Genomic DNA, 18,512 nt, shown 5'->3' on the forward strand with positions numbered 1-18,512 from the left:
TTCCGCGCGCCGCGGCGGGGGGGCCGGGGGCCCCGGGGGGGGGGGGGGGGGCGCCCCCCCCCCCCCCCCCCCCCCACGACGCCCTCGGCGGTCAGGTGTTCGAGACGGTCCGCCAGGATGTTCGTCGCGATGCCCAGGTCGGCGCGGAGGTCCTCGTAGCGGTTCAGGCCCAGGAACAGGTCGCGCAGGATCAGCACCGTCCACCGGTCGGCCGTCACGGCCGCCGCGCGCGCCACCGAGCAGTGCATGCGGGCAAAGCGTTCGCCTTTCATGGCGCCCACGGTACTCGCTTGTGATTTGCAAGGGACCGGCTCACCGGCTTACGGTTGCCAGGGATGGTCCCTTGTGAAATGCAAGCCACACGTGCGAGTCGATCGTGCAAGCCACACGCGCGAGTAGGTCGTGCGAGCCACACGCGCGAGTAGGTCGTGCGAGCCACACGCGCGAGTAGGTCGTGCGAGCCGCACGCGCGCACGTCACTCGGTCACCGGAGGTGCCCCCGATGTACCACGCCATCGTCCGCCGCAAGGTCCGAGCTCTCTGGCGCATCGCCGGCGACGGCAGCGGAAACTACCGGCCCGCCGTCGCCATGGCTGCCCCCGATCTGAGGTTCCGCTTCATCGGCGACGGCGTCCTCGGCGCCGAACTGCGCGGCCCCGCGGCTTTCGCCGACTGGTTCGAGCGGGCCAACCGGTGCATCCCCGGCATGCGGCTCAGCCTCACCGACGTGGTCGTCAAGGGCTGGCCCTGGAACACCGACGTCGTCGTCCGGCTGCGCATCGAGGCGACCCTCGCGGACGGCAGCCTGTACGAGAACGAGGGCATCCAGTGGGCCAGGATCCGCTGGGGCCGCATGGTCGAGGACACGGTCCTCGAAGACACGTTGCGGCTCCAGCAGGCATGGGAGCGCCAGCAGACGGCGACGGCAGCAGCGGTCGGGATCGCCGTGACCGGCCGGGGCTAGGGCCCTAGCGCTCGATCCGGATCCACACCGGCGCGTGGTCCGAGCCCCTCGCGTCCCTGCGTACCGCCGGATTCTCGTCCCGCACCGACGGCAGCGCGGTCGCCGTCGAGCCGGGCACGCCCGTGCCCGCCGCCGTGACCAGGCCGAGAAGGCCGCGGCTCACCAGGACGTGGTCGATCAGCTCGCGGCGCCCCGCATGGATACGGGAGTAACGCTGCTCGGCCGGGATGCGCGGCGCCACGTTCCACAGCCGCTGCGCGTCCCCTTTGTCCGGCTGGTCGAATCCCGGGGTGCCGATCTCGGAGCCGGGCGGACCGAGCAGGATCTGAGTCGTCGCCGCGGACACCTCGTCGTTCAGGTCGCCGAGCACTACGACATCGTGCTCGCGGCCGTCCCCCCGCAGGAGACGGCCGGCCACCGAACGCACCAGCGCGGCCTCCGCCGAGCGCCGGTTCAGCGCGTACGCCCCGAAGCGGGCCCGCTCTCCCTCGTCCCGCGGCTGGAACCGGCCACCGCCGTACGAGAGCAGCTTCGACTTCAGATGGCAGACGGCCGCGTCGAAGAAGAAGGCGCGCGTCGAGACCGTCACCGCGAGCACCCCGCGCCCCGCCCGCGCCACCGGCTTGCCCGCGTCGCTGATCTGCACAGGCCGCAGCGGTGCGGGGAAGCGGTCCTCGTCGGCCACGACCGAGACCGGGAGCGAGCTGAGGAAGCCGACGCGGGTGCCTCGCTCGTCCGCGTGCTCCGAGAGCGTGGTGTGCCAGTTGCCCTCCAGCATCCCGGCCAGGTCCGTGAGGGCCTCCGGGTCGCCGACCTCCTGCACGCCGAGGACACTCGGGTCCAGCGCCTTGATCGTCGCGGCGAGCGAGGCCAGCTTCGCCTCGTACGCGGCCTTGTCCTTGGGCCCGAACCTGCCGCCGGGCCGGTAGAGGTTCTCCAGGTTCCACGTGCCGAGGAGCATGACGGGCTCCAACTGTAATCGCGCGGCGGGTAGTTGACATCAGCGTGCTCGCGAAACGGGCGACGCGACAGGGTACGGGATGCGCACTCCCCGTACCGTGAAGAGATGACGCCGCCCCCCGCGCACGGCCCCGCCGACCTCGTCATCACGGGCTGCACGGCCCTCGTCCACGACTCACAGGGCCAGATCGGCTTTCTCGACGACGCGGCCATCGTCGTACGCGACGGTCGCATCGAATCCGTCACCGCCACCCCCGTGGTCGCGGGACTCCAGGCCGCCGAGCACATCGACGGGCGTGGCCAGGTGGCCCTGCCGGGTCTGATCAACTGCCATACGCACACGCCGATGGTGGCCCTGCGCGGCATCGCCGAGGATCTGCCGGAGCACGAGTGGTTCAACGACTGGATCTGGCCCATCGAGTCGAATCTGACCGAGCGGGTCGTGGGACTCGGCGCGCGGCTCGCCTGCGCCGAGATGATCCGTGGCGGAGTGACGACCTTCGCCGACCACTACTTCGCGATGGACACCGTCGCCGACGTCGTCGACCGGAGTGGACTTCGCGCCAATCTCGGCGCGGCCTTCTTCTCCTCGCAGGGACCTGAGGGACGCGCCGCCTCGCTGGAGTTCGCGCTGAGGCAGCGCGGCGCAGCCGACGGCCGCATCACCACCTCGCTCGCCCCGCACGCCCCGTACACCGTCGACGACACGGACCTCGCCGCGACCGCCGAGCTCGCCCGCGAGCACGGCCTCATGGTCCATCTGCACGCGGCGGAGAACCGCGCCCAGACCGACCACAGTCTCGACCGCCACGGCCGCACCCCCATCGAGACCCTGCACCGCACAGGACTGCTCGACGTCGACGTCCTCATCGCGCACGGCACCGGAATCCTCGACCGCGACCTGCCCTTCCTCAAGGAGGGCACGGGGCGCGTCGCCGTCGCGTCAGCGCCCCGCGGCTACCTCAAGTTCGGCTGGGACACCACGCCGGTGCGCGCCCTGCGTGAGATCGGCATCCCCGTCGGCCTGGCCACGGACGGCGCCGCGTCGAACAACACCCTGGACGTGTGGGAGTCCATGACGCTCACCGCGCTCGTGCAGAAGTCCACGCGGCGCGACCCGGCGTGGCTGACCGCACGCCAGGCCCTCGACCACGCCACGCTGCAGAGCGCGCGGGCCGTCGGCCTGGGGGACGACATCGGCAGCCTCGCGCCGGGCCGCCGTGCGGACATCGTCCTCGTAGGCCTCGACGGGCCGCACACCCGGCCCGTGCACGACCTCGCGGCCACGCTCGTGCACAGCGCCCGCTCGTCGGATGTCACCACGACGATCGTCGACGGACGGATCCTGATGCGCGACCGGCGACTGCTGACCCTCGATGTGCCGGAAATCGTCGCGGAGTTGGAAGCCGAACTTCCTGCCCTGATCGACCGCGGCCACGGCGGACGCATCCAGGAGTACGAGGGCTGACCACAAGGACCGAGGGCGTGAGCGGGGCCGGGCGGCTACCGGGGTCGGGCGGCTACCGGGGATTGGCTTCCGCCCGCCCTGGAGCGCCCGCCCTGGACGCGAACCTGCTCACCACGGATTCGCCGGACCGCACCCGCACCCGCATCAGGCGCCCGGTGTCGGATACCGGCGCCACCCCAGATTCTTCTGGATTCTTTGGAAGATTCTCCGCCGCGACCGATGAGTTCCGACGATCCCGCAGGTCACCCCTCTCAGAAGTACGGATCCGAGGGGCGGGTCCGCAGGAGGGACTGACGGATCATGGGACTTCCCGACATCGTCACGCGCGAGGAGTGGCTCGCCGCGCGCAAGGACCTGCTCGCCAAGGAGAAGGCGGAGACCAGAGCGCGCGACGCGCTCAACGCCGAGCGGCGCCGGCTTCCGATGGTCGAGATCGAGAAGGAATATCTGTTCCACGGTTCCGACGGCAAGGCGACGCTGTTCGACCTCTTCGCCGGAGACGCCCAACTGATCGTCTACCACTTCATGTTCGCCCCGGAGTGGGACGCGGGATGCCGCAGCTGCTCGGCGTTCATCGACCAGATCGGGCACCTCGCGCATCTGCGGGCCCGGGGCACGAACTTCATCTCCGTCTCCCGTGCGCCGTTCACCAAGATCCTGCCCTTCAAGGCGCGGATGGGCTGGACGGTGCCGTGGTACTCCTCGAACGACAGCGACTTCAACCACGACTTCGACGCCACCGTCGACAAGGGCGAAGGCTCCTACGAACAGCCCGGCCTCAGCTGCTTCCTGCGTGACGGGGACCGCGTCTTCCACACGTACTCGACGTACGACCGCGGCCTCGACTGGATCGCCTCGTACTCCAGCTTCCTCGATCTCACCGTCCTTGGCCGACAGGAGGAGTGGGAGGAGCCGAAGGGCCGCTCGACTGGGCTCGGGGCTCCGGCGGGCAGCAGCCGACTGCGGTATCACGACGAGTACGAGTTGTGAGGAACTGACACAACTCGGTGTCAGGTACGTCACGTTGCGAGTCTTTCAGGCCCCTCGGCGCGTTCTACTTCGAAAGAGTCCTACGAGGACTGCCAACGGGGGAGCAGAAGGACAATGATGAACAGTCGAGTGGTACTTGAACGCTTTCCGGCCGGTGGGTCGCGAGGATCGTGGCCCGCGGAGGAGTTCGCGCGGGCCCGCCGTACGGAGGGGCAGCAGGCGGAGGTCGTGATGGACCTCGCCTCCGACGCCTTCCTGGTGATCGTGCGCCGTCCCGCCGCGACCGCGGTGACGGATCTGGCCGATCTGGCCGAGATAGCCGTCGCCGCGTAGGCCCGGGCCGGGCACGGCCCTCAGCGCTCAGGCCTCAGGCCTTGGGCCTTGGGCCTCAGCGCTCGGCGTGTCCGTTCGGTGAGGGGATCTTCGCCGTGAACTGGTCGGCCTGCAAGGCGTACAGCTCCGCGTAGACACCACCCGTCCGCAGGAGCTCGTCGGGCGAGCCCGACTCCACCAGGCGGCCGCCCTCCAGGACGTGGACCAGGTCCGCGTGGCGCACGGAGGCCAGGCGGTGGGTGATGAGGATGACGGTCTGGCCCGTTCCGGCAAGGGCCCGGATCTTCTCGAAGACCTCTAGCTCGGCGCGGGCGTCGAGCGCCGCCGTCGGCTCGTCCACGATGAGGATGCTGCCGCGCCGGTACGCGGCACGCGCGATGCCGAGCCGCTGCCACTGACCACCGGAAAGCTCGTGCCCGCCGGTGAACGCGCGGGCCAGCAACGTATCGAGTCCGCGCGGCAGATCGGCCACGACGTCCCCGGCACCGGCCTCCCCGACGGAGTCGCCGATCCGGTCGTCCGTGAGCGGCACCGACGACCGGCCGATCGCGATGTTCACGCGCGCCGTGAACGGCCAGCGCTTGAAGTCCTGCGCCACCATCGCGATACGTTCCGCCAACTGATGCCGGTCCGCGCTCGCCGCGTCGACGTCGTCCCACAGGATCCGGCCGCCCTTCGGCGCGTACAGGCCCGCGAGCAGCTTGACCAGCGTGGTCTTGCCGGAGCCGTTCTCGCCCACGAGGGCGACGATCTTCCCGGTGGGCAGGGTGAGGGAGATGTCGCTGAGCGCGTCCTTGCCCGAGGCCCCCGGATAGCGGAAGGTGACGTTCTCGAACCGTATCTCCCGTGGATCCGCGGGGAGTTCGGCGCCGCCGACCGGGATCGCGCGCTGCGCCGCCTCCACGAAGAGCCGCTCCAGGTCGCCGACGAACAGGGCGTCCTCGTGCAGGGAGTTGATCTCCACGACGAGAGTGTCGAGATTGGAGGCGCCGGTGCGGATCGCGATGACGGCGGTGCCCGCCACGGAGAGCGCCATCGCCCCGGCGAGCATCAGCCCGCCCAGCGTCGCGTACGTCGCCACCGTGGCGAGGCCGGTCCAGGCCGCCGCGAACAGACCCGTCCGGGCGGCGAGCCGCGCCAGGCGCGCCTGCTCCTCCTCCGCGGCCTCCGCCATGGAACGGAAGTGCCGCAGCAGGAACGGACCCACGCCGTGCACCCGGATCTCCGGGGCCGCCCGCGCCTCCGTGAGCAGGCTGCCGATGAGCCGCCCCGCACGGGCGTGCTGCACCCAGGCGTGGAAGGAGACATAGCGGCGCCGGGCGATCGTCAGTGCGCTCCACGCGCTCGGCAGGGTCATCGTCACCAGGAGCGGGAGCAGCAGCGGGTTAGTCGTTGCAGACACCGTGTCCCCCGCAGGTCGTGTCGCTTTACACCAGGGCAGAGCCTCTGGTGCGTGTCGCGTTGCGGCGAGCCATCGTGTCCCTTTCCGGCTGCAGCCTGTGGCCGGTGTCACGTCTCCTTGGGTCCCTACGCCAGGTGGCATCTTGTCTTGCAGGTCCGTCAGCCGACGGATGGGCTGTACATGCGGCCGATCCGGCGGATCTCCTCCAGCGGATATGGGGTCTGCCTGCTCTCGCGCTGGAACTTGCGGTTGAAGTCCGATATCACGGCGGCGATTGGCGCGTGCTGGGCGAGGATCGCTGCAGCCTCCTCTGGGATTCCGGTGGGGCGCTCGCCCTCTGCGTAGGCGCGGACCAGCTCGTAGCGGCCGTCCCGGTCCTCCCTCTGGTATCCGAACAGAGCGGTGACCAGCCAGTTCACCAGATATGTGGCGGTGTAACAGCGGTCGTAGGTTTGATGCCTGTCGAAGAAGTCGGCCTCGTCCTGCGACAGCTCGAACTGGGAGGAGATCGCGAGGCCGTAGTCTGCGAAGTAGAGGCGCTGACCATCGGTCAGGATGTTCTCGAAGTGCGCGTCGAAGTGCAGGAGCCCGCGGTTGTTCATGAACGAGATACCGGCTGCCAGTTCCCTCTCCACCATCACGCAAGCCCGGTTGGCGACCTCGTCGCCTGCTTCGACCTGAGTGCCCAGCCACTGGTGCAGGTTTCGCGGGATGTACTCCAGGAACAGCGCGACGCTCGCCGAGGACTGCTGGAGAGCCTCGATCCGGCGGCGTATCTGCGATCCGCCACCCCGGTAGGCAACAGCCCGTTCGATGTCGGCCAGGTCCTCGGGCAGGGGCGTCGAGTCCGGCAGCACCCGCCAGTGGTACATCAGAGGGAAGCCCTCGTGTTCCGCCGCGAGCACCCAGTTCGTCGTCATGGTGTGCACGGCGAGTTCTCTCCAGGCCCCGAAGCCCGGCCCGGCGATGGTGCCGACGCCGTAGTGGCAGAAGACGGGCAGCTCGAACAGGTTCGCCGTGGACCGGACGTGCTCAGGTTGCCCCTCCAAGCCGGTCAGGGGCACCCGTTTTACGAAGACCGGGGTTCCGGCGACCTCCAGCAGGGACGACTTCCCGCCGATGCCGGATCCGATCGGCACGGCCGTGTCCACGAGCTCGCGCAGGGCGCGATCACTGCACAGGGCCAGGGATGTGGAGACGGCGCTATGGGCGGTGAGGCGCACACGTCGCGACATGTCAGGGACGTTCACTGTTGCCTCCACCGATACGGTCTGCGGTTCCCGGTAACAGTCTCACGGTGCGTCCCTCGGCAACTTGGCGACGCAGACGTTCGATCTCGTCGTGCTGTGCAGCAAGGCGGGAGATAGCCAGGGTCCGGAACTCGGTGAGCTGCGCAATTTTCTCGTCGCGGGCGATGATGCGCTCCTTGAACTCGGTGTTCTGAGCCCTGAGGCGTTCGATCTGCGCGAGTCGTGGATCGACGATCTCGCCAGCATCGCGAAGAGCTTCGAGCCTGCGCTCGAACTCCTCGGCGAGGTGCTGGTAGGCGCCGGGCCTGGCCGTTCCGTCGCGGTTCTTCTTGGGATAGAAACCGGTGCGGGTCACGCCGGCCAGGGCGGCGAGGGTCTTCAGGTCAGCTTTGCCGCCGGGCGGGAGATCTCCCTTCAGGATGCGTTCCATGGCGGATCGGATCGCGGCTTCGTTATGAGTCTTGGACTCCTCGGTGAGCCGGGCCATCTCAGTCCTCTCCAATGGACGCGGTCTGGGCGGCGTCGATCTCGGCGACGACTCGCAGGGCGCGATCGCGTTCTGGGGCCAGCCGCGCCTTCTCGCCCTTGGCGACCCGGGGGCTTTCGATGAACACGTCGATAGCGGTGGCCTGCCCGGCCCACACGGGACGGTGACAGGGATGGTGCGTGGCCTGCGGGCAGCGCGCCGAGTCACACATCCCCACCAGCGGCTTCGTGGCATTGGGCGTGCCGGCCAGGCGCAGGCAAAGGGCCTTGGACGGGTCGCGGAACCAGCAGAAGTTGGCGGGCCCGACGTGGAGTGTCTTGGCCTGCTTGCGCAGGAGACCCTCCAGGTGACGGTCGTCCTTGAGGATTTTCGGGTCCGTACGGGCCGCGTCCTTCAACTGAGCGTCCACGTGGTGGAACGCCTCGATCAGGCTCCGCGCACCGGGACCGGCGGGCATCCGGCCCGCCTGGACATCCCGGAATGCCTCCACCGTCAGCTGCACGTGATGGGTTTCCTCGGCCTCCTCGATCTCGGCATGGAACAGTCGCTGGGATCCGCCAGGGCGAGCGGCGTATCCCTCCGTGGTGGCCACGGAGATGTGCTTGAGGGCGACCTTCGCCGCCAGGAGGCCGCCGGGCCGTTCAGCGATGGCCAGGGACAGTGTCCGGCGCAGCATCCGGGCGTTGAGCGGACCTTGGGGAATGACCGGCAAGCCCCAGCGTTCCCGGTTGCCGGTCCGCTCCAGCCAGCCGCGCAGATTCTTCAACCGGCCGGCCAGGTCGATGGTGCCGAACAGCGCCTCACCGGCCGGCCGGTCCACCAGCCGTTCGGCAAGGGCCACCGCGCGGTCCACCTGCTCGATGACCACCCACTCGTCGGGGACGCCCCCGAACTTCTGCCCCTTGATCAGGCGGCTGGCGAGCCGGAACCGCCGGCCGCCCCCGGGCGTCGCCGCGGCGGGGAGCCGGCAACCTGCTTCGAGTTCCAGCAGTTCACTGGTCCGCATCCCACTGAGCGCACAGGTCACCACCAGACAGGCCGTCACCGCGTGATCGACCATGAAGAAGAGATCACCGTCGGCCAGCGGCAGCGTCCATGGCACGAGGTCGCCGTCGGCCACACGCGGGATGACTGCGGCCTGCCGGGCCAGCGGCGGCTGGAAGCCGATCTCGGAGGCCAGCACGGTCAGCTCCGGGATCAGAGACTGCCGCGCGTCGTCCCCGAATCTCCGGGCGCCGACCGTGCGGGCGAGGGCTTCCCAGCCCAGATGCTTCAGCGGGCCTTCCTCTCCCAGTGTGGTCCGCTTGCGCAGTTGAACGTCATCGACGGCGGGCAGGGGCTCTCCCGATGCTCGCATGCGTTCCAGGACCTGCCGCAGAACGGGGAGCTGTGCCAGGGTCACGCCGCCCGACGTCGGAAGGGCCGCTCTGTCGGCGCGCACCGTCTCCATCAGGTCTGCGAGATGCGGCCCCACCTCGTTGACCAGGTGCAGGCAAGTGGCCAGCAGTGGTTGCAGCATGGAGTCCGGCACGGGAGGCGTCAGGTTCGGCCCCTTCGACTTGTAGCCGACGACCTGGGTGGCGGTCTTCCCCTTCCACGGTACGAACCCCGCCTCGTAGCCGTCGCCGGACAGCAGCTCCTCGTACTGGGCGATCAGCTTGAGGATCCTGACGTGCGCCACGGTCGAGTACGGCTCCAGACGTCGTCGGGGCCGCCCCGGGCGGGGAACACTCCATGAGTGTTCCTCCAGATAGCGCTCACACAGTTCCTGCGAGACACCACTCAGCGTGGTAATGCCTTTCTCTGTAAGCCAGTTGAACCACTCGATGTACTTCTCGAGGAAGCCGAAGAGGGTCCGAGGGGAGCGAGCCGCCCGCAGCGCATGCGCACACTCCAGCACCGCCTCGTACTGCGGGGCCAGCATCGCTAGCAGGATCTCCTTGGCCACGACCCGCCATTGCGGATTGATGATCTCGGTGAAGTCCCAGATCTGCTCGCGCTCGGTCATCATCCGGTGTGCGTCCACGAGACCGGAGAACACCCAGCGATCTTGCTCGAATCGCGGGCGCATCGCCCCCTCGGCCAGCCTCAGCCCGGCGATCTCACACACGTCCCCCTGGGCGAAGACCGAGACAACCCGACGGTGACGAGGCGGGGACGCGGATACGGGTAGGTGCATCACAGGGTTCCCTCCTCGGGCCGGAGCGGGAGATCAGTGTCGTCGTCTGCCACCTCGTGTGCGGCTTTCTCCTTGGTCTCCTGGGAGAGCTTCGGCAGGATCTCGTTGGCCAGGCGGTCGGCGTACGGACCGAAGACCCGGACGAAGTTCTCCGTGGGCATCTGCCGGAACTGCCGCGAGAAGAAGGCGTTCAACCGCAGCAGGTTCGCCGCGTGACGTGGAAGGAACACCGACAGCGGGCACAGCAGGCACACCCACGGACGGGCCGGACACGGCTGGCCGGCCGGACCGTGAACCCCGGCCAGTTGATCGGCGCACGACGCAGTGAACACATCACGCTCGCCACCGACCAACTCGGCGATGGCCGCAGCATCCAGCTCGAGCCGCTTCACTTCGTCAGGGAAGTCCTCGGCGAACCGGGCCGCCTGCTCCGCCGAGAGCACCACCGGCGGCAGCGCCTTGCGCAGCACGTCGCCCTGACCGTCCTCGATGATCGACTCCACCGCGTCAAGCTGGGCGGGGCTGGTCGGGGTGACGTAGTGATCGCCTTCGGTGCGGGCGGTGTGGTTCGGATCGATCGTGGCCCGTCCGGTCCATCCCCGTCTCGCCAGTCGTTCGTGGTACGTCGCACGAATCCGGCCGCGATGGATCACGAACGGATTCCCCGCATCGTCCACCAGGCCCACCTGCTTCACCAGATCCCGATGGCGGTTCGTGCCCGGCGGAGGACCGACGATCGGGCTGAACCCTCCACTCGTCGTGAACCACTTCGGGCTGTACGAGATCCACAGCTGCCCTCGGAGCTCGTCGTCGGCGAAGCTCCGCAACGGAGCCGAGTACTCCAGCCACCGCTCCAAGAGCCGCACCGCGCGAGCCGGGAGATGGGAACTCTCGCGTGCGGTACGGCCCTTGATGTAGGTGATCAACATCGAGGTGTCGCCGGTCCACTCGAGACCATCCAGCTTCAGATCGTCGATGCCGTCCGGGACGACCCCGCAGTACATGCCGAACAACACGGAGTAGGCGACTTGGACAACCGGATGTGGAAATAGATCGCTGCGCACCTGCCGCACGGCCCGGCGCAGGTCCCACTGCGGCGACCTCGCGCTCCGGGCTTGGGCTTGGACCCGGTACCCGAGTCGGTCCGGGAAAGGGCCGTCGTGCAGCAGCAGCCAGGCGATGTCCTGCGAGCTGTGGTCCGTGCCCGCTGATGGTTCCGCGCCCCCAGCGGCCAGTGCCAGAGCGCGCCGGTGTCGACCCCAGCTGTCGTCCATCACCGCCCGGCAGCCCGTCTCCAACCGGTCCCACTCGCCGTCTGTGTACGCTTTGTACGGACTGGTGCTGCGATACGCCTGGATCTGGTTCCCCAAGAGATACGCGCGCACTTCTGGACGCAGGGCTCCTGTGACCGCGTCGAAGCCCTTCAACAGCATGCGGGTCTCGCGCTCACGGGAATACGTGCTGGTCATCCAGTAACGGACCAGAGACGCCCGTGTCAGCTCCGAGGCGGACCCGGAAAACCCGGCCGTGCTCAAGGCAGTCACCATCTTGCGGACGGCCACCGCGTACGCCTTGACCGTGTTCTTTGCGCCGATCCCGCCATTCGGATGGGCGTTGGCCGCGAGACCCTGTGCCAGGTCGCGCGCCAGTCCGGGGTTGGGGAGGCCGGCCAGAGCAGCCGTCCACTCGCTGCCGTTGGGGAACGTGAATTGCACGGACAACGGTTCGTCGATCACGTAGGCGGGCATCAGTCCGTCTCCTCGTCGTCGAACTCGGCCGCCGCCTCGGCGGTGGCTCCCGGATCCGGAGCACCGGTCGTGTCCTTGTAGACGTCGCGATAGATCCGCGTGACGTCCAGGCGAGCGATGTAGAGCTCCGTCGACAGGACGCTCTGGTGGCCCAGCAGGTCCCGCAGGATCAACATGGGGTCGTTCCGGGTCAGATACAGAGCCATCGCGGCGTCATCCCCGGTGCTTGCCGCAAGGGCGGCCGCCCGCTGGTAATAGCCCGTGACCAGCCACTCCAGGGTTGCCATCGCCATCGAATGGCGGAGTCGGTGCGGGGCCACCATCGGAAACCGCGGCTCGAACCGCTCCCGAACACGGGCCGACGTCCGGCGAAAGACCGTTGCCCAGTCCACGAACGGCTTTCCCGAGGACTGCAGGCCCACCAGCGCCGACCCGCCCTCCGGGGTCACCAGGCGGAGCCGCTCGGCAGGACGTAGCTTTCGCCACGACCGCCGTTCTCCGTTGAGGAACGCCCCTTCCCAGTCGGGCTTCTCGACGATCAGAGGCACCCCCAGCTTCGACGGTGGCCTCCACCGGTAACCCTCCGCCGACGCCGCCCGGTCCAGTTCGATGTACTGATGCACGTCGGCAAGCGCCTCATAGCTGATCCACGACGTACGGGCCTTCTGCCCCTTGGTGATCGCATGGCTCAGTGGAAACAGCACGGGCAGCTTGCGCGGACGGGACGGGAGCGGCGGCAATTCGTAGATCGTCAGGTGCGTGAACTCCTGCCGGCGCAGACCGCTGGACAGCACGAGGCCGCCCATCGCCGCGTTGCGAGCCCCCTCCCGGCTGCGGTAAAGCGGGTCCGGCTCGCCATCCGGGCCGAGCCCCGCCAAGCCCCGCACGAACAGCTCCGCGAAGTCCCGCTCCAGGTACTTGATCGTCGTGTGCGGCCTCGGGGTACGCAGCTTGGCGAGGTTCCGCTCCACCTCGACCAGAACGCCATCCGCCATGCGCCGGCCCACCCGGTAGCTGAACGGCACAGAGGCAGCGACGCCTTCGTCTCGGGCCCACGTGTAAAAGCCGGACAGAATGCCCATGTTGAGGTTCCACGTGGTGGGGTCCCAGCGTTCCTTCAACTCGCCGCCCAGTCGATACTCGGCGTACATGCTCAAGGCGGCGCGCAGTTCTGTGCGGTCGCCCAAGGGGCGGATGCCACGGGCCTGGAGGAACGTCAGCCAATCCCGGAGGCAGCTGGCGCTGTTCTGCCACGTACGCACGGCCGGGGAGCCGTTCAGCGGCAGCTCACGCAGCCACTGGTTGACGAGCACCGTCGGGCGGGGCATTCCGGGAGCGTCCTCGAGTATCAGGTCGTCGTCGATGAGCACAGGCATCTGGTCGCGGATGAGCGGCTGTTGGTCCACATCCCAGGACTCCCAGCCCATGGCGGAGAAGCTGATCAGGTGCATGGTTCGGAGACTAGATATTCGACACGAGCTGGATGCAACAGACTTCGAGGGATCACTCGAAGGTGTACCGCATGGAATGCGACACGGTGATTAAGCATCGACTTGCGGGTGCAGGACGGTCAACACGCTCGCCGCCGCGATCAGCGAGATCATCGCGTTCACCACGCGCGTGGCGATGCCGATCATGCGGCGGGCGGACGCGGCTCCGTACTGCGCGGTGTCGAGCAGCTTGTGGAACGCGTCGTCCTCGATGGCGGAGAGCTCCACCGACGCCGCCCGCTCCAAGTACTGCTCGGTGGCGACGCGTTCGACCTTCGGTTCAAGACGGCCCGTCGCGTACGTCGACGCGGCGCGCAGCAGCGCGGCCACGAGCAGCACGCACGCCACCGTCACCAGGGCGGGTGTGGCGCCGCGCAGCCGGTCGGCCACCGGGGCGTCGGTCATCAGACGGCCGAGGACGCTGTTGACCGCGAGGAGGCTCACCGCCTGGGCGAGCCCGCGGCCCAGCTCGGAGCCGATGACGATGCGCGCGGCCCGCCGGTCGGCCTGCCGGGCGAGCCGGAAGCTGGCGGCGAGGAGCGCGGGAAGCCGTTTCAGCATGGACCGGAACCCCAGCTGGAGGAAGGCCTCCTCGTACTGGGCCCAGCCGGTGTCGTAGCGCAGGGGGCCACCGAAGAGCAGCGCCTCAGAATCCGAAGTCGCGCTCCGTGAGCGGCTGTCGCTCTGCTCGTCGTTCTGCTTGTCGCTCTGTTTGTCGCTGTCGCTCTGCTGCTTGTTGTCGTTCTGCTCGTCGTTCGTCTGTTTCTCCGTCTGCTTCTCCTTCTGCGTTCTGCGTACGCCGGATGTGGGCTTGCGGACCCGGGGCGACCGTCGCCGGTTCGTCCGGGCCGCAGTGCCATACCCCATGCACGCGGCTCCGCACCCGCGCAGGCAAAGGAGTTCTTCCGTGTGCGACACAGTCCGGACACCTCAAGCACCCCGTGAGTACGGCCTTGACGGCGCCGCGCTGCCTGACGCGTACCGCACGACGCGTACGATCCGTGACTTCGAGGAGCGCCTCCACGCGGGGTTCGCGACCGGTGACATCCCCGGTTTCGTCCACTTCTGCGCAGGTGAGGAGGCGGGTCAGCCGCCGGAGTGTGCGTCCATCCCGACGACGACCGTGACGGCATCGCCTCCACGCACCGTGGCCACGCCACCGCATCGCCGAGCACGTCGACGTGAAGTCGATGATGGCCGAGATCTACGGGCGCACGACCGGGGCGTGTCACGGCGAGGGTGGCTTCATGCGCATCGCCGACCTCATCCGCGGAGCAGCCGAGGTCGGCATCGAGCGGGCGCGTCTGTGGGGTGAAGGGCGCGTGTGTGGAAGCCGGTGATGGCGGCGCCCAAGGCCCCCTTGCCCGGCTACGCCCGTACGGCCCGCGACCACGCGGGCGTGGTCCCCGTGGCCCTGCACCACGCCAGATACAGCGGAATCGGCGGCGTATAGGGAACCTCGCCCCCGGAGGGGCTGTGGATCAGGGAGGGAGCGCGCCGGGCGCCCGGCACCACGGCTCCCGCGGAGTAATAGGCGGGGGACGGCCAATCCAGGGCGACATCGGAGTCGGCGGGCACGATCCACCACCAGCGCGCCGCGTCCACGTCCTCGTACACACAGCCGGCGCGAGGCAACCGTGCCATCAGCAGGGGCCCGAACCGAGAAGGCACCGAGACCGCGTCACACCCCAGGGGCTGCGACATCCCGTCCGGGACGGCGAGCCGCGTCAGGGGCGGTGGGGAGACGGCGGCAGACCGCCTCCTCTCGAAGCGGACCAGCGTGTCCAGATCCAACAGCCGCCGCACCGTCACCGTGCTCACACGCCCCCTGTCCACGTCGTTCTCACGCCCACACCGTCATTCACGTCACGCCCGCAGTTCCGCCCATACGGTGAGGCCGGCTCCGGGACCCTCGTCCCGCACACCCCACGCGTTGCTCACCGCTTCGACGAGGAGCAGTCCCCTCCCGTGCTCATCGTCTGCGTCGGGCCCCTCCTGGGCGGGCCGCGGGACACCTGATCCGTATCCATCGTCACGCACAGCTATGCGCAGTGTCCCGGGCCGTGTGCAGAGTTCGCAGACGATCCGGTGGCTCGCGGTGTGCACGATCGCGTTCGTCACCAGCTCGGACACCACGAGGGCGGCCGCGTCGCGGGCATCCTCGCCTATGTTCCAGCCCAGGAGCTGGGCTTTGGCCAGCTGTCTGGCCTGCGCGGCGGAGCCCGGCCGTGGCACGAGCGCGAAGCTGACGCAGAGCTCGGAGCCGCCATCGGCCCACACGTCGGCAAAAACGCCAACAGGGGCTTCGGCGGCAGCTGTGTGTAACGGCGCGGGCGGAGTCACGCCATCCACTATCGCCCCGCCGGGAACACCTTGGCAAGACCCACTCTGAAAAGTGCACAGTGGCGTGTCCCTTAGAGACGGCACATGGCACACTGCTCGCAACGGCTCCAGGTGCGGAGTGAATTGGCATTACATGGAGTACGTGGAGGTAGGACGTGAGCGAACCGCGGTCCGCGCCGACCGTCGGCCAGGTCGTCCTCGGCCGTCGCTTGCAGGACCTGCGTGAGCGCGCGGGCCTCAAGCGAGAGGAGGCGGCGCGGATTCTTCGCGTCGCCCCCGCCACGGTCCGCCGCATGGAGATGGCCGAGGTCGCGCTCAAGATCCCGTATCTCCAGCTCCTCCTGAAGTCCTACGGCGTCGCCGACGACGAGGCGGACGCCTTCGTGACGCTCGCCGAGGAGGCGAACAAGCCGGGCTGGTGGCAGCGGTTCCACGACATCCTGCCGGGCTGGTTCAGCATGTACGTCAGCCTGGAGGGCGCGGCCAGCCTCATCAGGTCCTACGAGCCGCACTTCGTGCCCGGCCTGCTGCAGACCGAGGAGTACGCGCGTGGTGTGATGCGTTCCGGGGCGATCGGCCAGACCCGCCCCGAGGACGTCGAGCGGTATGTGGCGCTGCGCATGGAGCGCCAGTCGCTGCTCAGCCGTGAGGACGCGCCACGGCTCTGGATGGTGATGGACGAGACCGCCCTGCGCAGACCGGTGGGCGGTTCCGATGTGATGCGCGAGCAGATCGACAAGCTGCTCGAAGCCGTCGAGCTTCCGCATGTGACGTTGCAGATCGCGCCGTTCGCGGCGGGTCCGCACCCGGGCACGTACGGTCCGTTCGTGCTCTTCCGCTTCGCCATGGCGGAACTGCCGGACATGGTCTACAGCGAGTACCTGACCGGCGCCGTCTATCTGGACGCGCGCACCGAGGTCGCGACCCACCTCGAGGTCATGGACCGCATGGCGGCGCAAGCCGCGACGGCACAACGCACAAAGGAGCTCCTGAGGGACCTCCGCAAGGAGCTGTGAATGGATCGACACCGAGCCGGTACGCGACCCGGGTCCAAGCCCGGAGCCGGGTCACGCCCCGAGTCCCGGGACGACTCCCGGATCTACAACGGCATGCCCGCGCGTGACCTCGGCAGCGAGGGCTGGCACAAGCCGTGGAGCGGTGGCAACGGAGGCAACTGCCTGGAGGCCATGAAGCTGGCCGACGGCCGGGTCGCGGTCCGCCAGTCGGCCGATCCGGACGGTCCCGCGCTGATCTACACGTACGGCGAGATCAACGCGTTCATCCAGGGGGCGAAGGCGGGGGAGGCCGACTTCCTGCTGTCCTGAGCAGGTGGTTGTCCCTGAGCAGGTGGTGTCCCTGAGCGGACGGATGGTTCATACGGTCATCGGCCGGTCGTACGGCCCGATCGGTGCCGCGAGCCGGGTCGTGCCCGTCAGCCACCGGTCCACCGCGGCCGCGGTGGACCGGCCCTCGGCTATGGCCCACACGATCAGTGACGCGCCGCGGGCCGCGTCGCCCGTCACGAAGACGCCCGGCACGTTCGTCGTGAAGTCCGCGTCACGGGCGAGGGCGCCGCGGTCGTCCACATCCAGGCCGAGCTGCTCGACCAGGCCGCCCGGCGTCCGCTCGGGCCCGGAGAAGCCGAGCGCGAGCAGCACCAGATCGGCGGGGAGCGTACGGGTGGTGCCGGGCCGCGGGCGGCGATCCGCGTCCACCTCGGTCAGCCGCAGGGAGCGCACATGGCCCGCCGCGTCGCCGCTGAAGCGGAGGGTGGAGGCGGCGAACAGGCGCGCGTCGGCGTGCGCCGCGGGTGCGGTGCGCAGCTCGCCCGCCTCCTCGTGCGCGCCGGAGAGGCGGTAGACCTTGGGGTACGTCGGCCAGGGCTCGGCCAGTTCGTCGCGCAGGTCACCGGGCCGCTCGTAGATGTCCAACTGCGTGACGGAGGCGGCCCCTTCACGCACCGCCGTGCCCAGGCAGTCCGCTCCGGTGTCCCCGCCACCGATGATCACGACATGCTTGCCGTCGGCGGTCAGCGGCGACGTGCCGAAGTCGCCCTCGCACACGCGGTTGGCGAGCGGCAGATACTCCATCGCCTGCTGGATGCCGGTCAGCTGCCGCCCCGGCACGTCCAGGTCGCGCCAGGCGGTGGCGCCGATGGCGAGCACCACCGCGTCGTACCTGGCCCGCAGCTCCGCGGCGCCGATGTCCCGCCCGATCGCGACGGACGTACGGAAGACCGTGCCTTCGTCCCGCATCTGCGCCAGCCGCCGCTCCAGGTGATGCTTCTCCATCTTGAACGCGGGGATTCCGTACCGCAGGAGCCCGCCCACGCGGTCCTCGCGCTCGTACACGGCGACGGTGTGCCCTGCCCGTGTCAGCTGTTGCGCGGCGGCCAGTCCGGCAGGTCCCGAGCCGACGACGGCGACGGTCCTCCCGGAGTGCCGGTCCGGGGGGCGGGCCTGGTTGAGGCCGTCCTGCCATGAGCGGTCGGCGATGGCCACTTCGACGTTCTTGATGGTGACGGCGGGCTGGTTGATCGCGAGGACGCAGCCCGCCTCGCAGGGTGCGGGGCAGAGGCGTCCGGTGAACTCGGGGAAGTTGTTCGTGGCGTGCAGCCGGTCGGCCGCCGCGCGCCAGTCGGAGCGCGAGACGAGCTCGTTCCAGTCGGGGATCAGATTGCCCAGCGGACAGGCGTCGTGGCAGAAGGGGATGCCGCAGTCCATGCAGCGATCGGCCTGCCGCTCGATGAGGGGCAGCAGCGCACCGGGGACGTACACCTCGTCCCAGTCCTTGACCCGATCGCCGACGGGGCGGCGCGGCCATTCCTGGCGGGCGGTGGTGAGGAAGCCTTTGGGGTCGGCCATGGCCGTCTCCCTCGCGTGCTTTCACAGGCTTCCG

17 protein-coding genes and 2 pseudogenes are annotated in these 18,512 nt (G+C 69.1%); 7 read left to right on the forward strand and 12 right to left on the reverse strand.

The annotated features are described in order from the left end of the window. A partial coding sequence (locus ACFVXC_RS27555; protein WP_389910094.1) for a winged helix-turn-helix transcriptional regulator occupies positions 1-272 on the reverse strand: 272 nt, incomplete at its 3' end. Positions 273-502: 230 nt separating this feature from the next. Here ACFVXC_RS27555 and ACFVXC_RS27560 point away from each other — a divergent pair. Next, positions 503-964 carry a nuclear transport factor 2 family protein gene (locus ACFVXC_RS27560; protein WP_389910097.1) on the forward strand — a complete coding sequence of 154 codons (462 nt, stop codon included), beginning with the start codon at positions 503-505 and terminating at the stop codon, positions 962-964. 4 nt (positions 965-968) lie between these two features. Here the strand turns inward: ACFVXC_RS27560 and ACFVXC_RS27565 are convergent, their stop codons facing one another. Further along, entirely contained in the window at positions 969-1,925 is a 957-nt protein-coding gene (locus ACFVXC_RS27565; protein ID WP_389910100.1) for an endonuclease/exonuclease/phosphatase family protein, read from the reverse strand. Between the two features lie 105 nt (positions 1,926-2,030). On the opposite strand from ACFVXC_RS27565, the gene ACFVXC_RS27570 reads away from it, so the two are divergent. The 3 genes from ACFVXC_RS27570 to ACFVXC_RS27580 all read left to right on the forward strand — a co-directional run bounded on the left by ACFVXC_RS27570 (position 2,031) and on the right by ACFVXC_RS27580 (position 4,715). After that, the gene (locus ACFVXC_RS27570; protein ID WP_389910103.1) at positions 2,031-3,392 is read left to right on the forward strand and encodes an amidohydrolase; all 1,362 of its coding nucleotides are present in this window, start codon (positions 2,031-2,033) and stop codon (positions 3,390-3,392) included. Between the two features lie 300 nt (positions 3,393-3,692). Further along, on the forward strand, positions 3,693-4,382 hold the full coding sequence (locus tag ACFVXC_RS27575) for a DUF899 domain-containing protein (RefSeq protein WP_389910106.1): 690 nt from the start codon (positions 3,693-3,695) through the stop codon (positions 4,380-4,382). Positions 4,383-4,499: 117 nt separating this feature from the next. Next, complete coding sequence (locus ACFVXC_RS27580) at positions 4,500-4,715, forward strand: hypothetical protein (RefSeq protein WP_389910621.1); 216 nt, start codon at positions 4,500-4,502, stop codon at positions 4,713-4,715. Positions 4,716-4,770: 55 nt separating this feature from the next. On the opposite strand, the pseudogene ACFVXC_RS27585 reads toward ACFVXC_RS27580, so the two are convergent. From ACFVXC_RS27585 to ACFVXC_RS27615, 7 genes and pseudogenes are all read right to left on the reverse strand, one after another. After that, positions 4,771-6,099, reverse strand: a pseudogene (locus ACFVXC_RS27585) (ABC transporter ATP-binding protein); the annotation flags it as partial. A 176-nt stretch (positions 6,100-6,275) separates the two neighbouring features. Continuing rightward, complete coding sequence (locus ACFVXC_RS27590; protein ID WP_389910109.1) at positions 6,276-7,352, reverse strand: protein kinase family protein; 1,077 nt, start codon at positions 7,350-7,352, stop codon at positions 6,276-6,278. A 1-nt stretch (position 7,353) separates the two neighbouring features. After that, positions 7,354-7,854, reverse strand: a complete 501-nt coding sequence (locus ACFVXC_RS27595) for a hypothetical protein (RefSeq protein ID WP_389910112.1) — start codon at positions 7,852-7,854, stop codon at positions 7,354-7,356. 1 nt (position 7,855) lies between these two features. Then, a complete protein-coding gene (locus ACFVXC_RS27600) occupies positions 7,856-9,895 on the reverse strand; it encodes an integrase (protein ID WP_389910115.1) in 2,040 nt (679 codons plus the stop codon). Positions 9,896-10,032: 137 nt separating this feature from the next. Beyond that, the gene (locus ACFVXC_RS27605; RefSeq protein WP_389910118.1) at positions 10,033-11,781 is read right to left on the reverse strand and encodes a hypothetical protein; all 1,749 of its coding nucleotides are present in this window, start codon (positions 11,779-11,781) and stop codon (positions 10,033-10,035) included. Continuing rightward, entirely contained in the window at positions 11,781-13,232 is a 1,452-nt protein-coding gene (locus ACFVXC_RS27610; RefSeq protein ID WP_389910121.1) for a site-specific integrase, read from the reverse strand. Before ACFVXC_RS27610 ends, ACFVXC_RS27605 begins: the two co-directional genes overlap by 1 nt. Before the next feature lie 105 nt (positions 13,233-13,337). Beyond that, a pseudogene (locus tag ACFVXC_RS27615) lies at positions 13,338-13,913 on the reverse strand (ABC transporter ATP-binding protein); the annotation flags it as partial. A 539-nt stretch (positions 13,914-14,452) separates the two neighbouring features. Here ACFVXC_RS27615 and ACFVXC_RS27620 point away from each other — a divergent pair. After that, complete coding sequence (locus ACFVXC_RS27620; RefSeq protein WP_389910124.1) at positions 14,453-14,611, forward strand: hypothetical protein; 159 nt, start codon at positions 14,453-14,455, stop codon at positions 14,609-14,611. 28 nt (positions 14,612-14,639) lie between these two features. Here ACFVXC_RS27620 and ACFVXC_RS27625 read toward each other — a convergent pair whose 3' ends face one another. Further along, entirely contained in the window at positions 14,640-15,092 is a 453-nt protein-coding gene (locus ACFVXC_RS27625; RefSeq protein WP_389910126.1) for a hypothetical protein, read from the reverse strand. A 45-nt stretch (positions 15,093-15,137) separates the two neighbouring features. Continuing rightward, complete coding sequence (locus ACFVXC_RS27630; protein WP_389910128.1) at positions 15,138-15,506, reverse strand: ATP-binding protein; 369 nt, start codon at positions 15,504-15,506, stop codon at positions 15,138-15,140. Between the two features lie 263 nt (positions 15,507-15,769). On the opposite strand from ACFVXC_RS27630, the gene ACFVXC_RS27635 reads away from it, so the two are divergent. Together ACFVXC_RS27635 and ACFVXC_RS27640 are read left to right on the forward strand one after the other, a co-directional pair. Further along, positions 15,770-16,630: a helix-turn-helix domain-containing protein gene (locus tag ACFVXC_RS27635; protein ID WP_389910131.1), complete on the forward strand. Its 861-nt coding sequence runs from the start codon at positions 15,770-15,772 to the stop codon at positions 16,628-16,630. Positions 16,631-16,723: 93 nt separating this feature from the next. Next, complete coding sequence (locus ACFVXC_RS27640) at positions 16,724-16,939, forward strand: DUF397 domain-containing protein (RefSeq protein ID WP_383272964.1); 216 nt, start codon at positions 16,724-16,726, stop codon at positions 16,937-16,939. A 48-nt stretch (positions 16,940-16,987) separates the two neighbouring features. Here the strand turns inward: ACFVXC_RS27640 and ACFVXC_RS27645 are convergent, their stop codons facing one another. Next, positions 16,988-18,478, reverse strand: coding sequence for a glutamate synthase subunit beta (locus tag ACFVXC_RS27645; protein WP_389910132.1), 1,491 nt, complete (start codon positions 18,476-18,478; stop codon positions 16,988-16,990). Positions 18,479-18,512: the final 34 nt, after the last annotated feature.

It is taken from the genome of Streptomyces sp. NPDC058257, from assembly GCF_042881845.1.
Lineage (GTDB): Bacteria > Actinomycetota > Actinomycetes > Streptomycetales > Streptomycetaceae > Streptomyces.

Bases quoted from the DNA above. Each gene is read 5' to 3' on its own strand.
- ACFVXC_RS27560 (WP_389910097.1), top strand. From the start codon at position 503: ATGTACCACGCCATCGTCCGCCGCAAGGTCCGAGCTCTCTGGCGCATC.
- ACFVXC_RS27565 (WP_389910100.1), bottom strand. From the start codon at position 1,925: ATGCTCCTCGGCACGTGGAACCTGGAGAACCTCTACCGGCCCGGCGGC.
- ACFVXC_RS27570 (WP_389910103.1), top strand. From the start codon at position 2,031: ATGACGCCGCCCCCCGCGCACGGCCCCGCCGACCTCGTCATCACGGGC.
- ACFVXC_RS27575 (WP_389910106.1), top strand. From the start codon at position 3,693: ATGGGACTTCCCGACATCGTCACGCGCGAGGAGTGGCTCGCCGCGCGC.
- ACFVXC_RS27580 (WP_389910621.1), top strand. From the start codon at position 4,500: ATGAACAGTCGAGTGGTACTTGAACGCTTTCCGGCCGGTGGGTCGCGA.
- ACFVXC_RS27590 (WP_389910109.1), bottom strand. From the start codon at position 7,352: ATGTCGCGACGTGTGCGCCTCACCGCCCATAGCGCCGTCTCCACATCC.
- ACFVXC_RS27595 (WP_389910112.1), bottom strand. From the start codon at position 7,854: ATGGCCCGGCTCACCGAGGAGTCCAAGACTCATAACGAAGCCGCGATC.
- ACFVXC_RS27605 (WP_389910118.1), bottom strand. From the start codon at position 11,781: ATGCCCGCCTACGTGATCGACGAACCGTTGTCCGTGCAATTCACGTTC.
- ACFVXC_RS27610 (WP_389910121.1), bottom strand. From the start codon at position 13,232: ATGCACCTGATCAGCTTCTCCGCCATGGGCTGGGAGTCCTGGGATGTG.
- ACFVXC_RS27640 (WP_383272964.1), top strand. From the start codon at position 16,724: ATGCCCGCGCGTGACCTCGGCAGCGAGGGCTGGCACAAGCCGTGGAGC.
- ACFVXC_RS27645 (WP_389910132.1), bottom strand. From the start codon at position 18,478: ATGGCCGACCCCAAAGGCTTCCTCACCACCGCCCGCCAGGAATGGCCG.